Annotated in this window: 15 protein-coding genes; 7 read left to right on the plus strand and 8 right to left on the minus strand. The window is 52.5% G+C overall.

Annotated features, from left to right (window positions below; translation table 11 throughout):
• Window positions 1–157: 157 nt before the first annotated feature.
• Together uvrA and uvrB are read right to left on the minus strand one after the other, a co-directional pair.
• Window positions 158–3022 (minus strand): excinuclease ABC subunit UvrA, encoded by a 2865-nt coding sequence (uvrA, locus tag ACE5LO_RS25885; RefSeq protein WP_375522800.1) that lies wholly within the window; start codon window positions 3020–3022, stop codon window positions 158–160.
• A 54-nt stretch (window positions 3023–3076) separates the two neighbouring features.
• The gene (uvrB, locus tag ACE5LO_RS25890) at window positions 3077–5068 is read right to left on the minus strand and encodes an excinuclease ABC subunit UvrB (RefSeq protein WP_375522801.1); all 1992 of its coding nucleotides are present in this window, start codon (window positions 5066–5068) and stop codon (window positions 3077–3079) included.
• A gap of 288 nt (window positions 5069–5356) precedes the next feature.
• On the opposite strand from uvrB, the gene ACE5LO_RS25895 reads away from it, so the two are divergent.
• Together ACE5LO_RS25895 and ACE5LO_RS25900 are read left to right on the plus strand one after the other, a co-directional pair.
• On the plus strand, window positions 5357–6157 hold the full coding sequence (locus ACE5LO_RS25895) for a flagellar motor protein (protein WP_375522802.1): 801 nt from the start codon (window positions 5357–5359) through the stop codon (window positions 6155–6157).
• The gene (locus ACE5LO_RS25900; RefSeq protein WP_375522803.1) at window positions 6141–6953 is read left to right on the plus strand and encodes a flagellar motor protein MotB; all 813 of its coding nucleotides are present in this window, start codon (window positions 6141–6143) and stop codon (window positions 6951–6953) included. The genes ACE5LO_RS25895 and ACE5LO_RS25900 overlap by 17 nt, the downstream gene beginning before the upstream one ends.
• Before the next feature lie 584 nt (window positions 6954–7537).
• On the opposite strand, the gene ACE5LO_RS25905 is transcribed toward ACE5LO_RS25900, so the two are convergent.
• From ACE5LO_RS25905 to ftsE, 5 genes are all read right to left on the minus strand, one after another.
• Complete coding sequence (locus tag ACE5LO_RS25905) at window positions 7538–8848, minus strand: PDZ domain-containing protein (RefSeq protein ID WP_375522804.1); 1311 nt, start codon at window positions 8846–8848, stop codon at window positions 7538–7540.
• A 60-nt stretch (window positions 8849–8908) separates the two neighbouring features.
• On the minus strand, window positions 8909–10378 hold the full coding sequence (locus tag ACE5LO_RS25910; protein ID WP_375522815.1) for a S41 family peptidase: 1470 nt from the start codon (window positions 10376–10378) through the stop codon (window positions 8909–8911).
• A 546-nt stretch (window positions 10379–10924) separates the two neighbouring features.
• The gene (locus ACE5LO_RS25915; protein WP_375522805.1) at window positions 10925–12184 is read right to left on the minus strand and encodes a murein hydrolase activator EnvC family protein; all 1260 of its coding nucleotides are present in this window, start codon (window positions 12182–12184) and stop codon (window positions 10925–10927) included.
• Window positions 12185–12289: 105 nt separating this feature from the next.
• Window positions 12290–13207: a permease-like cell division protein FtsX gene (gene ftsX, locus ACE5LO_RS25920; protein ID WP_375522806.1), complete on the minus strand. Its 918-nt coding sequence runs from the start codon at window positions 13205–13207 to the stop codon at window positions 12290–12292.
• On the minus strand, window positions 13197–13883 hold the full coding sequence (gene ftsE / locus ACE5LO_RS25925; RefSeq protein WP_375522807.1) for a cell division ATP-binding protein FtsE: 687 nt from the start codon (window positions 13881–13883) through the stop codon (window positions 13197–13199). The genes ftsX and ftsE overlap by 11 nt, the downstream gene beginning before the upstream one ends.
• Before the next feature lie 305 nt (window positions 13884–14188).
• Here ftsE and ACE5LO_RS25930 point away from each other — a divergent pair, with 305 nt between their 5' ends.
• Window positions 14189–15637 carry a VanW family protein gene (locus tag ACE5LO_RS25930; RefSeq protein WP_375522808.1) on the plus strand — a complete coding sequence of 483 codons (1449 nt, stop codon included), beginning with the start codon at window positions 14189–14191 and terminating at the stop codon, window positions 15635–15637.
• 99 nt (window positions 15638–15736) lie between these two features.
• On the opposite strand, the gene ACE5LO_RS25935 is transcribed toward ACE5LO_RS25930, so the two are convergent.
• Window positions 15737–16501 (minus strand): S-layer homology domain-containing protein, encoded by a 765-nt coding sequence (locus ACE5LO_RS25935; protein ID WP_375522809.1) that lies wholly within the window; start codon window positions 16499–16501, stop codon window positions 15737–15739.
• Window positions 16502–16937: 436 nt separating this feature from the next.
• Here ACE5LO_RS25935 and ACE5LO_RS25940 point away from each other — a divergent pair, with 436 nt between their 5' ends.
• The 4 genes from ACE5LO_RS25940 (at window position 16938) to chrA (ending at window position 19613) form a co-directional block, all read left to right on the plus strand.
• The gene (locus ACE5LO_RS25940) at window positions 16938–17726 is read left to right on the plus strand and encodes an alpha/beta hydrolase (protein ID WP_375522810.1); all 789 of its coding nucleotides are present in this window, start codon (window positions 16938–16940) and stop codon (window positions 17724–17726) included.
• 249 nt (window positions 17727–17975) lie between these two features.
• The gene (chrS, locus tag ACE5LO_RS25945; RefSeq protein ID WP_375522811.1) at window positions 17976–18452 is read left to right on the plus strand and encodes a chromate efflux transcriptional regulator ChrS; all 477 of its coding nucleotides are present in this window, start codon (window positions 17976–17978) and stop codon (window positions 18450–18452) included.
• A 28-nt stretch (window positions 18453–18480) separates the two neighbouring features.
• Window positions 18481–19074 (plus strand): chromate efflux transporter ChrB, encoded by a 594-nt coding sequence (chrB, locus tag ACE5LO_RS25950; RefSeq protein WP_375522812.1) that lies wholly within the window; start codon window positions 18481–18483, stop codon window positions 19072–19074.
• On the plus strand, window positions 19071–19613 hold the full coding sequence (gene chrA, locus ACE5LO_RS25955; protein ID WP_375522813.1) for a chromate efflux transporter ChrA: 543 nt from the start codon (window positions 19071–19073) through the stop codon (window positions 19611–19613). Before chrB ends, chrA begins: the two co-directional genes overlap by 4 nt.
• The last annotated feature ends 649 nt before the right edge of the window (window positions 19614–20262 follow it).

Below are 20262 nucleotides of genomic sequence, written 5' to 3' on the forward strand. Positions count from 1 at the left end.
ACCATGAATAGATTTGTATAGATAGCATAAAATTACCATGAAATTGACATAAATAACAATTACAATAGTCCTGTTTTTGCAAAAAAGAAAAACCCTGTACAACCCGGACGATGTCCGTTCGAGTATAACAGGGTGACTGTCAATATTATGGGTTCATTCAGCCAAGCTCGGCTGCCTGCAGCGTTTTGCTTCTTTCCGTATCCCGCTCCAGCACAGGCTTCAGGTATTTGCCGGTATAGGAGTCTTCAACCTGCACCAGCTCCTCAGGTGTACCTGTAGCCAAAATGGTGCCGCCTCCGCTGCCGCCTTCCGGCCCCAGGTCGATCAGATAGTCTGCTGTCTTGATGACATCGAGATTATGCTCGATGACCAAAACGGTTTCTCCCGAATCCACCAAGCGGTGCAGCACCTTAAGCAGACGGTCTATATCGTCCACATGCAGCCCCGTAGTCGGCTCATCCAGAATATAAATCGTTCTGCCGGTGCTTCGTCTATAGAGCTCGGAAGCCAGCTTTACCCGCTGCGCCTCGCCGCCGGACAGGGTTGTCGCAGGCTGACCCAGCGTAACATAACCGAGACCGACATCCAGCAGGGTCTGTATTTTACGGTGTATTTTAGGGATATTTTCAAAAAATTTGGTCGCATCCTCGACGGTCATCTCCAGAATATCCGAAATGCTTTTGTTTTTGTATTTCACTTCAAGCGTCTCACGGTTGTACCGTTTGCCCTTGCAGACCTCGCATGGCACATACACATCAGGCAGGAAGTGCATTTCAATTTTGATAATGCCGTCCCCTCTGCATGCTTCACAGCGGCCGCCTTTGGTGTTGAAGCTGAAGCGGCCTTTTTTGTATCCGCGCACCTTCGCTTCATTGGTCTGTGAGAACAGATCACGAATATCATCAAATACTCCGGTGTAGGTCGCCGGATTGGAGCGCGGCGTGCGCCCGATCGGAGACTGGTCGATATCAATCACCTTGTCGAGATGCTCCAGTCCGCGGATTTCCTTGTACTGTCCGGGACGTACCCGCGCTCTGTTCAGGTCACGGGCCAGCGTTTTGTATAAAATCTCGTTAACAAGCGTAGATTTGCCGGAGCCGGATACTCCCGTTACCGCAGAAAATACCCCGAGCGGAATTTTGACGTTGACATTCTTCAAGTTGTTTTGCTTGGCTCCCCGAATTTCCAACCACTTGTCTGACGGCTTGCGCCGTTCCGGACTCACGGGTATGAATTTACGGCCGCTAAGATACTGGCCTGTCAACGAATTCGGATCGTTCATGATTTCTTGCGGCGTGCCCTGTGCAATCACCTGTCCACCGTGGATGCCCGCTCCCGGACCGATATCAATAATGAAATCAGCGGCGAACATCGTATCCTCGTCATGCTCGACGACGATCAGTGTATTGCCGAGGTTCCGCATATGCTCAAGCGTCTGGATCAGCCGGTCATTGTCACGCTGATGAAGTCCGATGCTGGGCTCGTCCAAAATGTACAGCACACCCATCAGGCTTGAACCGATCTGGGTAGCCAGCCGGATACGCTGCGCCTCTCCCCCGGACAGCGTACCGGCCGCGCGGCTCATCGTGAGATAATCCAGCCCTACATTAACCAGAAAGCCCAGGCGGCTGTTGATTTCCTTCAGGATCAGATTGGCGATGGATTGTTCCTTCTCGCTGAGATCCAGATTTTCAAAGAACGTGCGGGCTTCCCCGATGGAAAGGTTGGTGGCATAAGCCATATTCTGATCATTAATGGTTACCGCAAGGCTCTCCTTCTTGAGCCGGTGCCCTTTACAGGTGCCACAGGGCTTTGATCCCATGAACCCTTCGATGAATTCGCGTATCCCTTCGGAAGCCGTTTCACGATAGCGGCGCTCCAGATTGGGGATAATGCCCTCGAAGGCAACGAATGCTTCCTTGCGCTGCCCAAAATCATTTTCGTAAATAAAGCGGACTTTCTCTTGGCCGGAACCATACAGAATAATACTCATCTGCCCTTGGGTCAGCTCGCTGACCGGCACTTCCTGCGGAATGTCGAAATGCTCGCATACGGATTTCAGAAACTGCGGGTAATACGTTGAGGTTCCCCCGCTCCAGGCTTCAAATGCCCCCTTCTCTACACTCCTGCGCGGATCGGGAACGAGCAACTCAGGATCAACGACCATCTTGACGCCGAGACCGTCACAATCAGGACATGCCCCGAACGGGCTGTTGAACGAAAACATGCGGGGGGCAAGCTCTTCAATACTGAAGCCGCAGATCGGGCAGGCAAAATTGGAGCTGAAGCGCAGCTCCTCCTGCCCGATAATGTCGACCAGCAATTGTCCTCCCGACAGCTTCAGCGCTGTTTCGATGGAATCTGCAAGCCGAGCCCGCACATCCTCTTTAACGACGATCCGGTCGACTACCACTTCGATCGTATGTTTCTTGTTTTTCTCCAGCTCGATGGGCTCCGAAAGATCCCTTAGCTCCCCGTCTACCCGAACGCGGACAAAGCCCTGTTTGGCAATATCGGAGAACAGACTTTTGTGCTCCCCTTTACGGCCGGATATGACCGGGCCAAGAATTTGCAGACGCGTTTTCTCAGGATACTGCATAATCCGGTCCACCATCTGCTCAACCGTCTGGGAGATAATTTCAATGCCGTGCTCCGGACAATGCGGCCGTCCGATCCGTGCAAACAGCAGGCGCAAATAATCATAAATCTCCGTGACGGTGCCCACCGTCGAACGCGGATTGCGGCTTGTCGTCTTCTGGTCAATGGAGATGGCCGGAGACAGTCCGTCGATGGAATCCACATCCGGCTTCTCCATCTGCCCTAAAAACTGGCGGGCATACGCCGACAAGGACTCGACGTAACGCCGTTGCCCCTCTGCGTAGATCGTATCGAAGGCGAGCGATGATTTGCCAGAACCGCTCAGCCCGGTCAGCACGACAAATTTATCGCGCGGAATGGTAACATCGATGTTCTTCAGATTATGTGCCCTTGCACCTTTGATGATGATGCTTTCATTCGCCAAAAGTTTCATCTCCCTTTTATACCTGCACTCGCTGACATCCCAGCGCAGTGATTCCTATTCCGCTTGCAGCTCCAGCAGAGCGTCGCGCAGCTCCGCCGCCCGTTCGAACTGCAGGTTCTTCGCAGCTTCCTTCATCTCCGTCTCCAGGCGCTGGATAAGCGACTGCCGTTCCTTCTTCGACATCTTGCCCGAGGTGCCAGACAGATAATCATTGCGGGTTTCGGCAACCTTCGTCGCTTCGATCACATCCCTTACCTTCTTGCGGATCGTCTGCGGTGTAATGCCATGTTCCTCATTGTATTTGATCTGGATTTCCCGCCGTCTGGCCGTTTCCGTGATGGCCCTGTCCATGGATTCCGTCACCTTGTCCCCGTACATGATGACAAGCCCCTCGCTGTTGCGGGCCGCCCGGCCGATCGTCTGAATCAGGGAACGCTCGGATCGCAGGAAGCCTTCCTTGTCCGCATCCAGGATAGTAACCAGCGACACCTCAGGCAAGTCCAACCCTTCACGCAGCAGGTTGATTCCGACCAGCACGTCGAAGGTGCCAAGCCGCAGATCGCGCAGAATGGCCATCCGTTCCAGCGTTTTGATCTCGGAATGCATGTAGCGGACCTTGATTCCGACCTCCTTCAGATAATCGGTCAAGTCCTCTGACATCTTCTTCGTCAGTGTCGTGACGAGCACTCTTTCATCCTTCTCGACCCGTGTCCGGATTTCTCCGATTAGATCGTCAATCTGCCCTTTGGTCGGACGGACTTCAATTACCGGATCGAGAAGACCGGTAGGCCGGATAATCTGCTCAACCATCGTATTGCATTTCTCCAGCTCATACGGTCCGGGCGTTGCGGATACATAGATGATCTGCTTCACCTTATCTTCAAATTCTTCAAATTTCAGCGGACGGTTATCCAGTGCGGACGGCAGCCGGAAGCCATGCTCTACCAACACCGTTTTCCGGGCCCGGTCCCCGTTGTACATAGCGCGGATCTGGGGCAGCGTCACATGGGATTCATCAATGACGATCAGCATATCATCCGGAAAATAATCCATCAGCGTGTAAGGAGTCGCCCCCTGCTCACGGAACGTCAGCGGACCCGAGTAGTTCTCGATGCCGGAGCAGAAGCCGACCTCCTTCATCATTTCAATGTCATAGCGGGTGCGCTGCTCCAGCCGCTGCGCCTCAAGCAGCTTGCCATCCGCCCGCAATTGGGCGAGACGTTCCTCCAGCTCCCGTTCAATGTTCACCAGCGCTACCCGCATTTTCTCTTCACGGGTAACGAAGTGAGATGCCGGGAAGATGGCCGCATGATCGCGTTCGCCCAGCAGTTCCCCTGTAAGCACGTCAATCTCCGTAATGCGTTCTATTTCATCTCCGAACAGCTCGACCCGGATTGCATGCTCTCCCTGGGATGCCGGAAAAATCTCAATAACATCCCCGCGCACACGGAAAGTGCCCCGCACAAAATTAATGTCATTCCGCTGATACTGGATATCTACCAGTCTGGACAAAATTTCATTGCGGGGCTTCTCCATCCCTACGCGCAGGGACAACAGCAAGCTGCCGTATTCCTCTGGCGAACCGAGGCCGTAAATGCAGGATACGCTTGCCACAATGATGACGTCACGACGCTCAAACAGCGAGCTGGTCGCAGAGTGCCGGAGCTTGTCGATTTCTTCATTAATGCTTGAATCCTTTTCTATATAAGTGTCTGAAGAAGGAATGTACGCTTCAGGCTGGTAATAGTCATAGTAGCTCACAAAATAATCAACAGAGTTGTTCGGGAAAAACTCCTTAAACTCGCTTGCCAGCTGGGCAGCGAGTGTCTTGTTATGCGCAATAACCAACGTTGGCCTTTGCAGCTTGGCAATGGTCTGCGCAATCGTAAATGTTTTCCCTGTTCCTGTAGCGCCGAGAAGCGTCTGATGCTTCTGCCCCTGTCGAACGCCTTCGACCAATTCAAATATCGCTTTGGGTTGGTCGCCCTGGGGAGAAAACTCGGACTGAATTTCAAAAGTCTTATTGCTGACAACAATATCGCTCATTGCCCTGCATCACCCTTATCGTCTAAAATGGAAGCACTGGAAACCGCAAATTTCGATTCAAAACATCTATAGTATTCAAAAACAGACGGTATTTGCCGTTTAAAAACTATAGATGGTTGTTAATATCGTGTGAATACAATCATATTCGAGGTAACGTTCTTCTATGTCGATATTTCCCGAGAAATGATACGGAAAATATATGTTGAATAAGAATGTTTGTTCCCGTACCATTATACATCTTTCGTATATGGGATGCAAACGTAAAGTCTGGATAGGAGTGAAGCATAGTTGGATATCACCATACTTCTTGGGATCGCTGCGGGTCTGGCCGCTTTGATCGGAGGTTTCATGCTGGAGGGAGGTCAGTTCTCCGGGCTGCTGCAGTGGACGGCCGCCCTGATCGTTTTTGGCGGAACGGCCGCGGCTGTCGTGATAAGTTATCCCGCATCCAAGCTGCGTACCATACCGGAGGCGCTGCGCATTGCTTTTGGAAAGGAGCCCTTCGATAAGGGTCAGCTTCTGGAAGATATTGTTGCGATGTCGGCGATCGCACGCCGTTCGGGTGTGCTTGCGCTTGAACGTTCGTCGATGGATCACCCCAACGAATTCCTTCGCGAAGGCATTCAACTGGTGGTTGACGGTACGGATCAGGATCAGTTAATAGAGATTCTGGAAGTTGAGCTTGACGCCGTGGAGCAGAGATATGAAGGCTACGCCAAAATATTTGAGTCCGCCGGTGGATATGCGCCAACAATGGGAATTATCGGTACGGTTATGGGGCTGATCCATGTGCTGGGCAGCCTGACCGAGCCTGCAGAACTGGGCCCTTCCATCGCGTTGGCTTTTACAGCTACGTTGTACGGCGTAGTCAGCGCCAATCTGATCTTTCTGCCTATCGCATCCAAGATTCGGGTACGCGGCGAGGATGAACTGAACGCGCTTGAGATGCTGATGCAGGGAATTATCGCGGTGCAGAACGGCGAGAACCCGCAGCTTGTGCGCAAAAAACTGGAATTCTACCATCGTCCTGACAACAGGGTGAGTCCATCTGCTGAAACCAGGGAGGCCCTGAATGAGAGCACGCGCTAGCCGCCGGCGCCAGCGCCGCGGCCAGGAACACGGAAACAGAGACCGCTGGCTGATCACCTATGCCGATCTGATCACCCTGCTGCTTATATTTTTCGTCATGATGTTTGCCATTAGCCGACTGGATACGACAAAATACGATGATGTCACGCAGGCGCTGCAGAATACGTTTCGTACAGGGGATTCCATTGTTGAGATGGGCTCCGGCCTGACCGGGACAGCGGATGTGAACACAACGCGCAATCCTCCCCCGGATACAGAAAATGAAGGTGCGATTACAGGAAGCGAGGGCAAGGATACACTCAGCCCGCGTGAGCTGGCTTTCAGGAAGCAGGAACAGGAGCTGCAGAACCTGATGGGGGTTATTCAGAAGTATGTGGAGGACAACAATCTTCAGAACCAGATCTTCGTTGCGGATGAGCCGCGCGGGATTTCCATTACACTGAGCGACCGTTTCCTCTTTGATCCGGGACGGGCAGCCCTTAAACCCGGCTCCGCTCCGACCCTGTCCAAGCTCGCCAGCCTGTTCCGCAATCTGGACACACCTGTAAGCATTGAGGGCCATACGGATAATGTTCCGGTCGGAAGCGGTTCTGTCTACCGTGACAACTGGGATCTGTCCGGCGCACGCGCGCTGTCGGTGCTGCGCTTTTTCATTGAACGCGAACAGCTTGACCCGACACATTTCCAATATGCCGGGTATGCCGATACACGCCCCGTAGGGGATAACTCCACCGCCGCCGGACGCCAGAAGAACCGCCGTGTGGAAATTACCGTGCTGCGGCAGCTGCAGCAGTGAGAACATAGAACCTCTGTGTCCTGTCGGTTGTCCGATAGGTACAGAGGTTTTTAAATTTGGCATTCGAGTGATCCCTTCAAACGTGAGCCTGCGGGTTGTGAGATCGTGATTGAGGCAGACTGACTCGGAAAGGCATGGGAAGTGCCAGAGCAGCGGACCACAGCACCCCTATTTAGTCCGAAAAACGACTTCACAGCACACGAGCGGACCGTATAGCCTTTATTTGTCGAAAAACCACCCATTACTGCAAGAATTTACTCCAATAAGGTCCCCTGAGTCCACTTTCGATCGAAATAGGGCCTAATTGGTGGGAATAAGGTCTACTCAGTCCTAAAGCTTGGTGAAGACTTCGCGTAAATTAGCGGATGGCTTAAATAGGAATACGCACGCAGCAGCGGAGAGGACGAAGCGATTCCGGAAAAGCGGCAGCGTTCGCCTTTGGCCCCGAATTTCTTCCTCGAAAATTATCATCTGAAATTTGGGGTCAACAGCGATTGAAGGAATGCTTCGTTCTCGGAGCGCCTCACAACAACCAAAAAGGAGCGCCCAAACGGGTCATGGACCTTTTTGGGCGCTCCTTCAACTTACAAATCCAGGGGATTCTGCGCTCGCCCCGGCAGCTCTTGCCCCGATTCCCTTGCCTTTCTACGGCGGGCGCCAGTGTGCATGGCGATCACCTGATAGATCGAAGCCTGCCGTGCTGGCACCGACCAGTCGGCATCCGCGTCCGGAGCAAGCACCAAGCCCAATTGATGATGGTCTCCCTCATACAGCCCCCGCTGCAGGAACTTGCTCTCCCCCTGCAGATTGCGGATTTCCAGCTTGCAGAACGCCGCATTCATACGGAGAGCCTGATGCAGGTCCTCCCTGGACCGGATGAGCACGCCGTTGACCCGGTAAACCGCTTCTCCTGCGGTAATGCCCAGTTCGTCCGCCGGACTGCCCGGAAGCACCGCCAGGACGCGCAGCCCTACTTCCGGATGAACATACAACGGGCTGAGCCGGCTCTCCCCGTAGCTGTCAAACCAGACCAACGCCTCATGCGCCAGAAAAGAGAAAAGCGCTGCAACAAGCATGATCGGGCTCCACCACGCCGCCAGCAGGCTGAGCGCCAGCAGCACCAGGCTGTACAGGAGCAGCCGTCTGGCCGAACTGGCAGTTTTATGGGCGGGCAGACGTCCGGTCGTCAACCCGCTGAAGCCGATGATTACCGGCAATGCGGCAAGCACATAGCCCGTCTGATCACCGAACAGCGCCGGCCACGGGAGCGTAACCCCCCCTTCCTGCACCGGAACGAGCAGAAGCAGCGGTATCGGCCAATAGTCCTCCATCCTGTAGCCCCCGACCAGCCTGCCGCGCTTGCCTTCAAAATACATCGGCGTTGCCGCCGTTCCACGCTTCCACAGCAGCAGCAATGCTTCTGCCATATGCAGAACAGCGACCAGCACCAGCAGTGCAGGCATGTCCGAACCGCGAATATCAGCCACTGCAGCCCCCAGCCATCCTTCAGGCCGCCAGCTCTCTGCCAGGCCAAGAACAAACTGGATAACACCGAGCAGACCTGCCGCATAAGCGAAGCACAGGTAACGAACCCGCAGCAGCATGAGCAGGCCTGTGCATACCCATAAGCTGATGACAGCCCCTGTTGTGAGGTGAGCTCCTATGAACAATCCAATAAGCGAGACCAGCAAGCCTGCGGCCAATCCAGTCCAGATCGCGCGCCAGGTCTGGGGCAACCAGTCATGCAGCCTCGTATGAAACAACTTTCGTTCCAGCAGCATCTGCCGCCGGTATCCCAGCGCAACGATAATAATCGAAATATAATAAAACGGCTGCGTCAGCAGCTGCAAAAATGCATTCAGTACGTTCCAGCCCCATTGTACAGCCAAATCCAAAAGCCATTCACTCCCTCCCACCTAAAAGAAAGGAGGCTGTTTCCAGCCTCCCCTGCTGCCTTACTTTGAATTCGACGCGCTTGCGGCCATTTCCTTCCGGATCTGTTCAATTCCGCGCTTCAACTGTGTATCGTTTTTCGGATTACGGATATTTTCAACAAGATTAGCCTCAAGCTTGCCGGCCGTTTCCGTATTAATGACTCCGTTAGCGGTCATCCCCGCCTTTTTCTGGAATCCTCTGACGGCTTCTTCCGTCGTTTTGTCGAAATAACCGTCTTCGCGGCCCGGATTATAACCGAGGCCCTTCAGCATAATCTGCGCATTTTTCACATCCGCATTGTTCATGTTGTATTTAAGGGGCTTTTCTTTGCTGAGCGGTGCTACGCTAAAGTATTCAGGCTGGGATACCGTAACATCCGGTGCGATGCCCTTCTTGTGAATCCAGGTGCCGTTAGGCGTCAGCCACTTGGCTATCGTAATTTTGAGCAAGCTTCCGTCGCCCATTTGTTTATCATAGCTCGTCTGGACAGTGCCCTTGCCGAACGAATTTTCACCGATCAGCGTAGCGCCCGCCGACTGCTGCAGCGCACCTGCCAGAATTTCGGAGGCGCTGGCGCTACCTTTATTCATCAGCACAGTGACAGGATAAGGTTTGTTGGAACCCTTGGAAACTTCCTTCTCCCGCTTCTGGTTTTTGTCCTCCACCTGCACAATCGTTTTGCCCTTAGGGACAAACTGCTGCGCAATATCAATCACAACGGAAAGCACACCGCCTGGGTTGTTGCGCACGTCAATGACGAGGCCCTTCATGTTCTGCTTCTCCAGCTTCGCCAGTTCTTCCTTGAACCGGTCGGCCGTATTCAGGGAGAACTGGGTAATCGTGATGACGCCTACTCCATCCTTCTCCATATGGGCGCTCACGGTTTCCAGATCAATATCGTCACGGACTATCGTGTATTCGAGTGAATCGGTCGAACTGGCCCGCTGGACCTTGATTTTCGCCTCGCTGCCTTTCGGTCCGCGGATTTTGGAGACAGCATCATTCAGGTCAAGCCCTTCCAGCGATTCGCCATTCACGGATAAAATAATGTCCTGTGCCCGCAGGCCCGCTTTCTCCGCCGGTGATCCTTTGATCGGAGTGACGATGACAACCTTTCCGTTCTCGGAAGCAACCTCGGCCCCGATCCCACTAAAAGAGCCTTCAATGGATTCTTCGAATTGTGCAGCCGTTTCCTTGCCCATATAGGAGGAATACGGATCATCGAGCGCTCCCATCATACCGTTAATGGCACCATCCACCAGCTTGGTACGATCAACATCCTTATAATACTGCCCCTCGATCAATTCCATCGCGGTTTGAATTTTTTTCATGTCATCCCGTTGAGACACATTGCCTGCAAGGCTGGCCAGCAGACCTTCTCCCGCCTCGCTGCCCGTTCCACCTGAATATCCTGTATAAGCAAAGGTCAACAGGCTGCCCCCTAGCAGTCCGATCACCATTAGCATTACCGCCGTGCTTTTTTTCAACACGAACCGTTCACCCGCCTTTGTATGTTTTTCCATGAAAACCATTCTTATATTATGTCTTATCCCCTGTAAAATAAAACTCTGCTGATCATGCAGCAGCAAAACAAGCAGACCGCTTCCCCATTATCCCCTGATCGGACGGAGATTTCAAATCTGAAAAAAATTCTGTCCCGGCATGCAGGGTCTCAACTTAAAAAATAAACCCTATTTATAACCGATGCGATGTGGTGCATCACGGTATAAATAGGGTTTATTTTCAGACTCATAGCCAAAACCAGTGCTTGACGAAATAAATTAAAGCTTGACCTTGTATGGTTCATGTCCCTGCACGATGCCTTGTACGATTATCCCCTTAGTTCAGGGAGTAGGGGGGCTCTTCTCCCCAGCTTGTCTGTTTTTCTGTTGCCTGATCAAACGGGATAATGATGCAAAGCGCCCGGACAGCGAATGCTGATCTGCCAACCAAACCACTAACCCTCCCTGCCCTCAAGATTTTAACACCCCTTCGGGCACTAATTATTAGGTTGAGCCTAATTTCATAATTTCATATTATAAATAATTCCATGGGTTCACAGGGTTGTTGTTCTCGCGGACCTCGAAATGACAGTGCGGTCCGGTGGAGTTGCCCGTAGAGCCGACTTCCGCTATTTTCTCTCCACGCTTCACCGTCTGGCCTGTCCTAACCTTAATACCGCCATTGCGAATATGGCCGTACAGCGTCCATAAGCCATTGCCATGGTCGATGACAACAGTGTTGCCGTAGCCGCTCCACCATTCCGCCACGATGACGACTCCGCCCTCAGCCGCGTGAATGTCCGTCCCCTGAGGGGCAGCCAGGTCTATCCCGGTATGCATTTTGCCGACCTGCCCGCTGATCGGATGGGTGCGGGGACCGTATCCGGATGACAGGCGGTAGCCGCTGACCGGCATCGCCAAAACTCCGCTTCCCCCCATATAGGAGCTGGCAGCTGCTGTGCTGCCAGACGAACGCCTGACGGCCGCAGCTGCGGCTGCAGCCCTGGCTCTGGCGGCACGCGCCGCTTGTTCAGCCTGCAGCTTATTCTTTTGCTGAAGCAGCGCAGAGCGTTTGCCCGCAATCTGAACGAGCATTTGATCGGATTCCTCCGATATTTCATCAGCTTCAATGATCCGCTCATTATAGCTTGCGATCAGACGCTGCTTTTCCTCTTCCTTGGCGTCAAGCTGCTTCTTCACATCCTGCTTGATCGTATACAAGCTCTTGGCATACACATATTGGGCGTCCAGCTCTTTCTTCTTGCTGACGACAAGCGCCTTGTCCTTCTTATGCTCATCCAGCAGGAACTGGTCCTGATCCACGATCGTCTTGATCGAATCGACCCGGGTAATAAAATCGTTAAAGCTTGTAGATGACAAAAGCACATCCAGATAGGATACGGTGCCATCCGTATACATCAGACGCACACGGCTTTCCAGCGTTTTCTCACGTGCCGCAATCCGGTCGGTCGCCTCCTGGATTTCCCGTTTCGTCTTCCGCAGATTATCTTCCGTATTTTCTATATCCACAGCCACACGGGTTAGTTGCTCGCTCACATCGTTAAGCTGCTCCAGCACAAGCTTCAAATGCTGCATTGTCTTATTCTTGTAGTGCTGAGCTTGCTGTTTCTGGGCAGCAGCATCTTCCTTCTCCTGTTTGGCCGATTGGGACTGGTTGTTCAGTTGGTTCAACTGCTTATTAATATCCGAAATACTGCCGGCTTGCACGTTGCCAGACTGGAAGACCAGTGCAGCCGTAAGGACTGCGGCCATAACAGAGACTGTTTTCTTCAACTTGTACTCCCCATCCTTTGTTCATAGTGATGCCGGGACAAGCCCGCTAAAAATCGACAATGAGTACTACCTGCGTCAGCATCTATAGTCCGCCAGTGGCGGAATTTATACCTTCAAAAATTTGCGAATGGACAGCGTACTGCCCAAAATGCCCACCAGAACACCGAGAATCAGCAGCAAACCGCCAAGCTGAAACCACAGCCCACTCAGCGGCAGCAAACGGAACATAGCCAGTGACAGATCCTGGCTCATGCTGGCTTCCAGACGGCTGTAGCCTATAAAGAGGATGGCTATCGTAACCAGCGACCCAATGGCTCCAAGAAGAGCCCCTTCTATAAAAAACGGCCAGCGGATAAAGAAATTGGTCGCCCCTACAAGCTTCATGATGCCGATCTCGCGCCGCCGCGCCAAAATCGTGACACGAATGGTATTGGAAATCAGGAACACGGACATGAGACCGAGTCCGGCTACAAACACAAATCCCACATTGCGGATCAACCGGGTAATCTTGAACAGCGTTTCCACCGTACCTTCACCGTATCTGACTTTAAGAATCGGCTTCTCCGGATGCTGCTCATTAAGCGCCTCGATCTTCTTGGCTACGCCAGGAACAGTCGTTGGTTCGAGCACCTCAATGACAATTTTGTCCGGCAGCGGGTTATTGTCCTTGTCAAAGCCCTGCAGCATTTCTTCGCCGCCTTCTCCCATATCTGCTTTAAGCTCTTTCAGCCCCTGATCCTTTGGCACGAACTCCGTCTTGCTGACCTCGGGCATGGAGCCGATCTCCTTCATCAGCGTTCCTCTCAGAGAATCCTCTACATTCAGCTCCAGATACACGTTAATACGAACCTGGCTGTCCGCCTCGTCGACAAGTGAATTGACGTTCAGCACAAGCAGCATGAACACACCCAAAATAATAAGCGACACAATTATGGACGTAACGGATGCCACGGACATCCAGCCGTTGCGGAATACGTTCTTGAACCCTTCCCGCATATGCCGCAAGAAGGTGTTAAAAGTCATACCCGTATTCCCCTCTCATCTGGTCTCGCACGATATGGCCGTGTTCAATCGCGATAACACGCCTGCGCATGGAGTTCACGATATCTTTGTTGTGGGTTGCCATAATGATGGTCGTACCGCGAAAATTGATTTCATCCAGCAGCTGCATAATCTCCCATGAAGTCTCCGGATCCAGGTTGCCGGTAGGCTCGTCCGCAATGATGACGGAAGGATTGTTCACGATGGCGCGCGCGATGGCAACCCGTTGCTGCTCACCGCCGGAGAGCTGGGACGGATCACGGTTGATCTTGTTTTTCAAACCAACAAGCTCCAGCACTTCCGGAACCCGCTTGCGGATCAAACGCTTCGGCGCTTCGATAACCTCCATCGCAAAGGCAACATTCTCATATGCCGTCAGCTTCGGCAGCAGCCGGAAATCCTGGAATATAACGCCGATGTTCCGGCGCACGTAAGGAATTTTGCGCGGCTTCAGCTTGCCGATGTTAAACCCGTTAACAGAAATCTGGCCCTTGGTAGGCACTTCTTCTCTATAGACAAGCTTCATAAACGTCGACTTGCCCGCACCGGACGGACCGACGAGATATACAAATTCATTGCGGTCAATTTTGACCGATACTCCCTGAAGCGCGTGGGTTCCATTAGGATAGGTCTTCCACACGTCCTGCATTTCAATCACTTCATCACTTCCCGCTTTCCCGCTGTATATTTACGCACTGTTAGTTTAACTATGAAGAGACATTAACCGCTATATAAGCACCTAACCCTTATTATTTCGACAGCATTCCTATAAAACCTTCGCGAAACGCTGAAATTTATCAAACTAAGTTTTATTGTAACAAATTTGTTACCTGTTGAGTAGACGGGATTTTGCCGTATTTTGCATATTTCGTGACATGTGATTTTTACAGAACTCTCACATATACATAGAACTAAAAAACCTTCCGGCCAGGCCCGGATATGTACATGATGGGAGACCTGTGTATGAAAAAAACACATTACTTTGTGATTGTTGTTCTATCTGTTATATTGGCAGGTTCCCTGGTCTATGGTGGGCTTCATTTATACGCCGACCGGAATATCGTGCCGGAAGGGGTTACGGTGGGAGGACACAGCGTCGGCGGCATGAAGCTGGATGAAGCGGCGGCACGCATTCGTTCAGACCTGCAGGAGCTGGAGCGCATTCCGCTCGTGCTTACCGATCAGGAGACAAAGGCCCCGGATGTGCGGATAACGCTGGGTGAAGCGGGTGTGTCCTACCATTCCGATCGTTTCCTGCAAGCTTTGGAAGGATTAAAGCAAGGAAATCTGCTGCAGCGGGTTCAGGCCCGCGTCTCCTTCCCCGACTTCTGGGATATTGAAGCACGGCGCAGACCGGAGGTATTGGAAAAGAGATTGAACGCCGAATGGGAAAAGGCGCGTTACGGGAAGTCTGTTAATGCTGTCCGCCGGATTGAAGCCGATGATACCGTGAAATACATCCCTGAGGTATCGGTCTACCGGATTCAATGGAAGGAGCTGCACGCCAGGCTGGACGAGTCGCTGCCATCCGACTTTTCCGTGCTGCAGCCAACAGACTCCAGCGGTATAAAGCTCACGATTCCTATAGCCATCCAAGAGCCTGCTGCAACGATAGAAAGCCTGAAAAAGGAAGGCATTGAGCGGCGGATTGCCCGGTTCTCGACCAACCTCCGTGGCAGTTCAGCAGGGCGGATATACAATGTAGCAGCGGCGGCAAAAGCTGTTGACGGTATGATCCTTGAGCCGGACGGCATCTTCGATTACGGAAAAGTCATCGCCACGGCGGAAAGCAAATACGGGTTCCGGGAAGCCCCCGTCATCGTCAACGGACAACTGCAGCCCGGCATCGGCGGCGGCATTTGCCAGGTGTCCAGCACGGTGTACAATGCGGCTCTGCGTACAGGACTTGAAATTGTGGAACGCCGCAACCACTCCCTGCCTGTCAGCTATCTGCCCAAAGGACTGGATGCCACCTACGCCACCGGCTCCATTAACTTCCGCTTCAGAAACAACACGGGCAAACACCTGCTGCTGCGGGCGGGCGTCCGGAATGGAGTGCTGACCGTCAAGTTTTTCGGCTCCTTCCCTCCCAATGTCTCCTACCGGCTCGAGTCGCGGACCATTGAGGTGCTGAGCCCGCCGGTAAGTTATGTAAACAGTGGTCTTCCGGGCAGCGGGCAGCAGCTGGTCCAGGCGGGCAAGCCCGGTTATGTTGTCGATACATACCGGATAAAGCTGATTGATGGAAAACCTGTCGAGAAGGTCCGGATATCACATGACACCTATAAGGCGCAAAAACGCATCTTCGCTGTTGGCAACGGATATGGAAAGTCTGCCCCCAATCCCGGGAGAAAACAGCCGTCCGGCGCCCCTCTGATCGAGGATGGGGTGAGTGGCAGAGCAGCGAATTGAGCGACAAGAAAGCCGGGTCTTCGAGACCCGGCTTTCGTTATGCCTTTTCAAAATATCTTTTCAAACTGGAACAGCATATCCTTGCTTTAATGGCCGGTTTTACTGATCAATACTGCTATCCGTGTCCTCCGTAGTTGCCGGTGGAATTACAATATTATCATTTTCGCTGTAAGTATCATCGATAACGCTTCCTGTGTTTTCATCAGGAGCTATGATATTGTCCGTATCGTCCATCGTATATCCGGAAGCTGCATCCAGCAGCACTACCGCCTCAGCGCGTGTCAATGGCTTCTCGGGCTTAAAGCTGCCGTCCGGATATCCGTTCATGTATCCCTGCCCGATCACCGCCGCTACACTGCCTTTGCTCCAGGATGCGATCTCATCATAGTCGGAGAAACCACTCAGGGAGCTTGCCGGACGTGGTGTCAGGCCATTAACCTTGGCAATAATCGCGGCAGCCTCCTGGCGCGTCACCTTTTCATTTGGACGGATCGTGCCGTCAGAATAACCGCTGAGGTAACCTGACTGCGCGGCGGACATCATGGCGTTATATGCCCAACTGCCTGCAGAGAGATCGGAAAAGGTGGAGCCCCCTCCATACGTCGAAACCGTTACCGACGAGGCGGGCGGAATAAGGGTGCGGTTAATAAGTGAAATAAATTCGGCACGCGTAATACTTGCATCCGGTTTTACCTTGCCGTCTTTGTAGCCGCCAAGGTATCCCGCCGCCACCCAACGCTTGACCTGATCCCCGGCCCAGTGTGTGCTCAGGTTTTCGGTTGCTGCGGAAGCGCTGCTGAATGCGCTCAGCATCAGTCCAACTCCCAGCGCCCCTGTCAATACTTTGCGAAAATGCTTTCCCATTCCTTTTACATCCTCCTTTTAACTTGTTTCTCCAGCAAGGAAGAGCATCCATTTTGCAGCACAGATCCGGATATATTGTCATTATTCGAAAATGAATGCCTTAATCCTTTTTAAACCAATTTAGCAGGTTTCCAATCTCTGAAAACCCTTTATTCTGAAAATGATTCGATCATACCATTCCCGGGAACTGGCTAAAATCCAAATAGATACCGGGACTTAAGAAGCTATTTTCAACCTCGCTGAACCCTGATAAAACCACGTAATCTTCTTTTTTCATTGAGTTTACTCAGGTTTCAGTTTTCGTATTTGCGCAAATCAATGCTCTGTTAAAATTCGAATCCTATCGGGACACAGCCCATGAAATCCGCTAAAATAGTCCTTGCAAACGCTTATCATTTTGACAAAATAACCTTTATTTTGAGGAGGATCAACATTAATGGCGCTGATTGAATGCCGATTTTACTCGGAAACGCTTGGGCTGAGCACATCCATGACAGTCATTCTGCCGCAGCAGACCCGCTCGCAGATCGGACTGCAAAATACGGAGGGGCTCGGACCCCATCCCACCCTTTATTTGCTGCATGGTCTATCGGACGATGATTCCATCTGGCTGCGCCGCACCTCCATTGAAAGGTATGTCGCCTCGCTCGGGATTGCGGTCGTCATGCCTCAGGTCCATCGGAGCTTCTACACGGATACAGCTGAGGGTGGCGCTTACTGGACGTTCATCAGCGAAGAGCTGCCTCAACTCGCCCGCTCTTTCTTTCCCCTCTCCAGCAAGCGGGAGGACAACTTTGTGGCAGGTCTGTCCATGGGCGGATACGGTGCGTTCAAGCTTGCACTGCGGCATCCGGACAAGTTTGCGGCGGCGGCCAGCCTGTCAGGGGCTCTGGATTTGCAGAAAATGCGGACCTCACCACAGCTGAGCGTCATGGAGGCCGCGGAATGGGACCGGATCTTCAGCAAGGCCCCCATCCAGGGCACGGACAACGATCTGTTTGAACTGCTGACTCGCCTTGACCGGGCTGAGGGCGAGAAGCCGCTGCTCTACCAGTGCTGCGGAACGGAGGACTTTTTGTATCAGGAAAATTTGAATTTCCGGGACGCCTGCAGAAAGACAAGTATTGAGTTTACTTATGAAGAGGGCCCGGGGGAGCATGAATGGGGCTATTGGGATACCAAAATACAGGATGTGCTGGCATGGCTGCCTTTGAACCGCAAATAGACCAGGATGCCTGCAAAAAGTCGAGACATATGTGACTAATTTTTTGTCGAACTGCGCGAAATATGGGGAACCCTTTCTCGTAAAGGGCTTCCTTTTTTTTGCTCACAAACGAACATACATTATCAAAACGAAACAATAATCAGAAATAAACTGTTGATTAGTAATCAATTCAAGCTTATATTCATACATAAAGAAATGAAACAAGGAATATCTGTTTCGTTTAGAAATCGAAAGGAAAGGAATCTGTCCATGAAAAGTATGGATGAACAGGCTCAACCGCCGCTCGACACCATTGACCGCAAAATTATCTCCATTCTGCACCAAAATGCCCGCATCTCCTATACAGACCTCGCCAAGGAAATCGGCCTTTCCCGTGTAGCCGTGCAGACCCGCATTCAGACCTTGATGGATAACGGTGTCATTGAGCGTTTTACCGCCGTCATTAATCCGGAGAAGATCGGCATTTCGGTGTCGGCTTTTTTTAACGTTGAAGTGGAGCCGAAGCATCTGCAGCAGGTAGCGGAAATTCTCGCCGAGGAGCCTGCGGTCACAAGCCTGTACCACATGACAGGCCCAAGCAAGCTGCATATGCACGGCTTATTCGCCAATCATCAGGAAATGGAGCTTTTTCTGAAGGAAAAGCTGTACCCCCTGCCAGGCATAACCGGAGTGGATTGCCAGGTGCTGATTCAGCGCTATAAGAGCCGTATGGGCATGCGCTTATAAACTGAACAAGGAAGGAATCTGAAAAATCATGAAACCATCAGGAAAAACCTACTGGAATCTGTCAGCCGCCATGATCCGCACCGGCATTCTCGGTTACGGCGGCGGACCCTCGGTCATTCCACTGATCCGTTATGAAGCAGTCACCCGCTACAAATGGCTGGCGGACGATGAATTCGGAGAGACCCTGGCGATTGCCAACGCCCTGCCCGGGCCGATCGCCACGAAGATGGCAGCCTACCTCGGTTACCAGCAAAAAGGAGTGCCCGGTGCTATCATTGCGGTTCTTGCGCATATTTTACCAAGCTCCATTGCCATGGTTGCACTGCTGTCAGCCGTTCAGTTCCTGAGCACCTCGAAAGTCGTGGCAGGCATGATTGCGGCAGTCACCCCGGTCGTGGCGGTGATGCTCGGGACGATGGCTTACGAATTCGGGGAAAAGGCTGTCAAGGGGCTGGGCAAATATGTGGGGGTGGCCTTTTTTATCACTTCCCTGCTGCTGCTTCAGGTGATTGAAATTCATCCGGCCATTGTAATCGTCCTGTTTCTTGCTTATGGTGCCGTGCATTTCCGGCTGCTGGCGAAGCTGAAGGCCCGCCGCAACGAGAGGGAGGATGCCCAATGATGGAATGGCTGCAGCTGCTGCTCGGATTTTTTATGGCCAACGTCCTGGGATATGGCGGAGGACCCGCTTCCATTCCATTGATGTATGAGGAAATCGTGCCCCGCTATCATTGGCTTGATGATCAGGCATTTTCTAATATGCTGGCGCTCGGCAACGCCCTGCCCGGGCCGATTGCCACCAAAATCGCCGCCTTTGTCGGTTATGACGTGTCTGGCTGGTTCGGCGGATTTATCGCACTGGCCGCCACCATCGTCCCTTCGGCGGCCGCGCTCATCGTCCTGCTGCGCGTCATGGCCAAGTACCGGCAGTCCCCCGTCGTCAAAGGCATGACGCTGCTCGTGCAGCCCGTCATCGCAGTGATGATGGCCGTGCTTACCTGGCAGATGGGCGCCACCTCGTTTGCTTCCATCGGCATTTGGCAGTCGCTCGGCATCGCGGCCGTGGCTTTCTGGGCCATGAATCTGCGCAAGATCCATCCTGCGCTGGTGATTGTAGCCGCATTCTTATACGGCGGTCTGGTGCTGTCGCATATGATTTAGTTTGAAGCCGTCATGCTCTGGACTGACGTCGGTGCTCTAGGCCGAGATCGTGACTGGGCTGACGTCGGTGCTCTAGGCTGAGACCGTGACTGGGCTGACGTCGGTGCTCTAGGCCGAGACCATGCCCCGGGCTGAGGCATGCTCTTAACCTGAAGATATAGGCTAGCTCGGGAGCTGAAGCAAAGATGCCTGCGGACCTCATGACCCTTATTTGTGAACTTTTGAACTCCCAGACAGGGTTCGCGGACCGTAGAGACCTTATTAGCGGAAAAGGACCTCTGTAGAGCGGATTTTAGCTTGAATAGCTGCATCTCTGTCCGCTTGAGACGAAAACAAGCCTGATTTCGCCATATTAAAGGCTTTCCTGTCTGCAAAGATTCCCCATCTTCTGTCCAGATGACCAAAACTAGTCCTGCTTCAACATAAAAAACCTTGAAGTTATTTATCAAACGCATCGAAAAACAGCAACTTTGAACGATATTTCATACAATAACCTGAGGGTGAACGCTATCGCGCTCCCTTTTGTACGTTTTTTCGTACAAAAGTATGGGAATGGACACTTTTGTGCCAACTTTTGGTAGAGTAAAGGGCTGGGTTTGCCAACCCCTCCTCATCAAACCGTACGTGCGGTTTTCCCGCATACGGCTTT

This window comes from Paenibacillus medicaginis, from assembly GCF_042138635.1.
In the GTDB taxonomy this organism is placed as follows: Bacteria; Bacillota; Bacilli; order Paenibacillales; family Paenibacillaceae; genus Paenibacillus; species Paenibacillus medicaginis.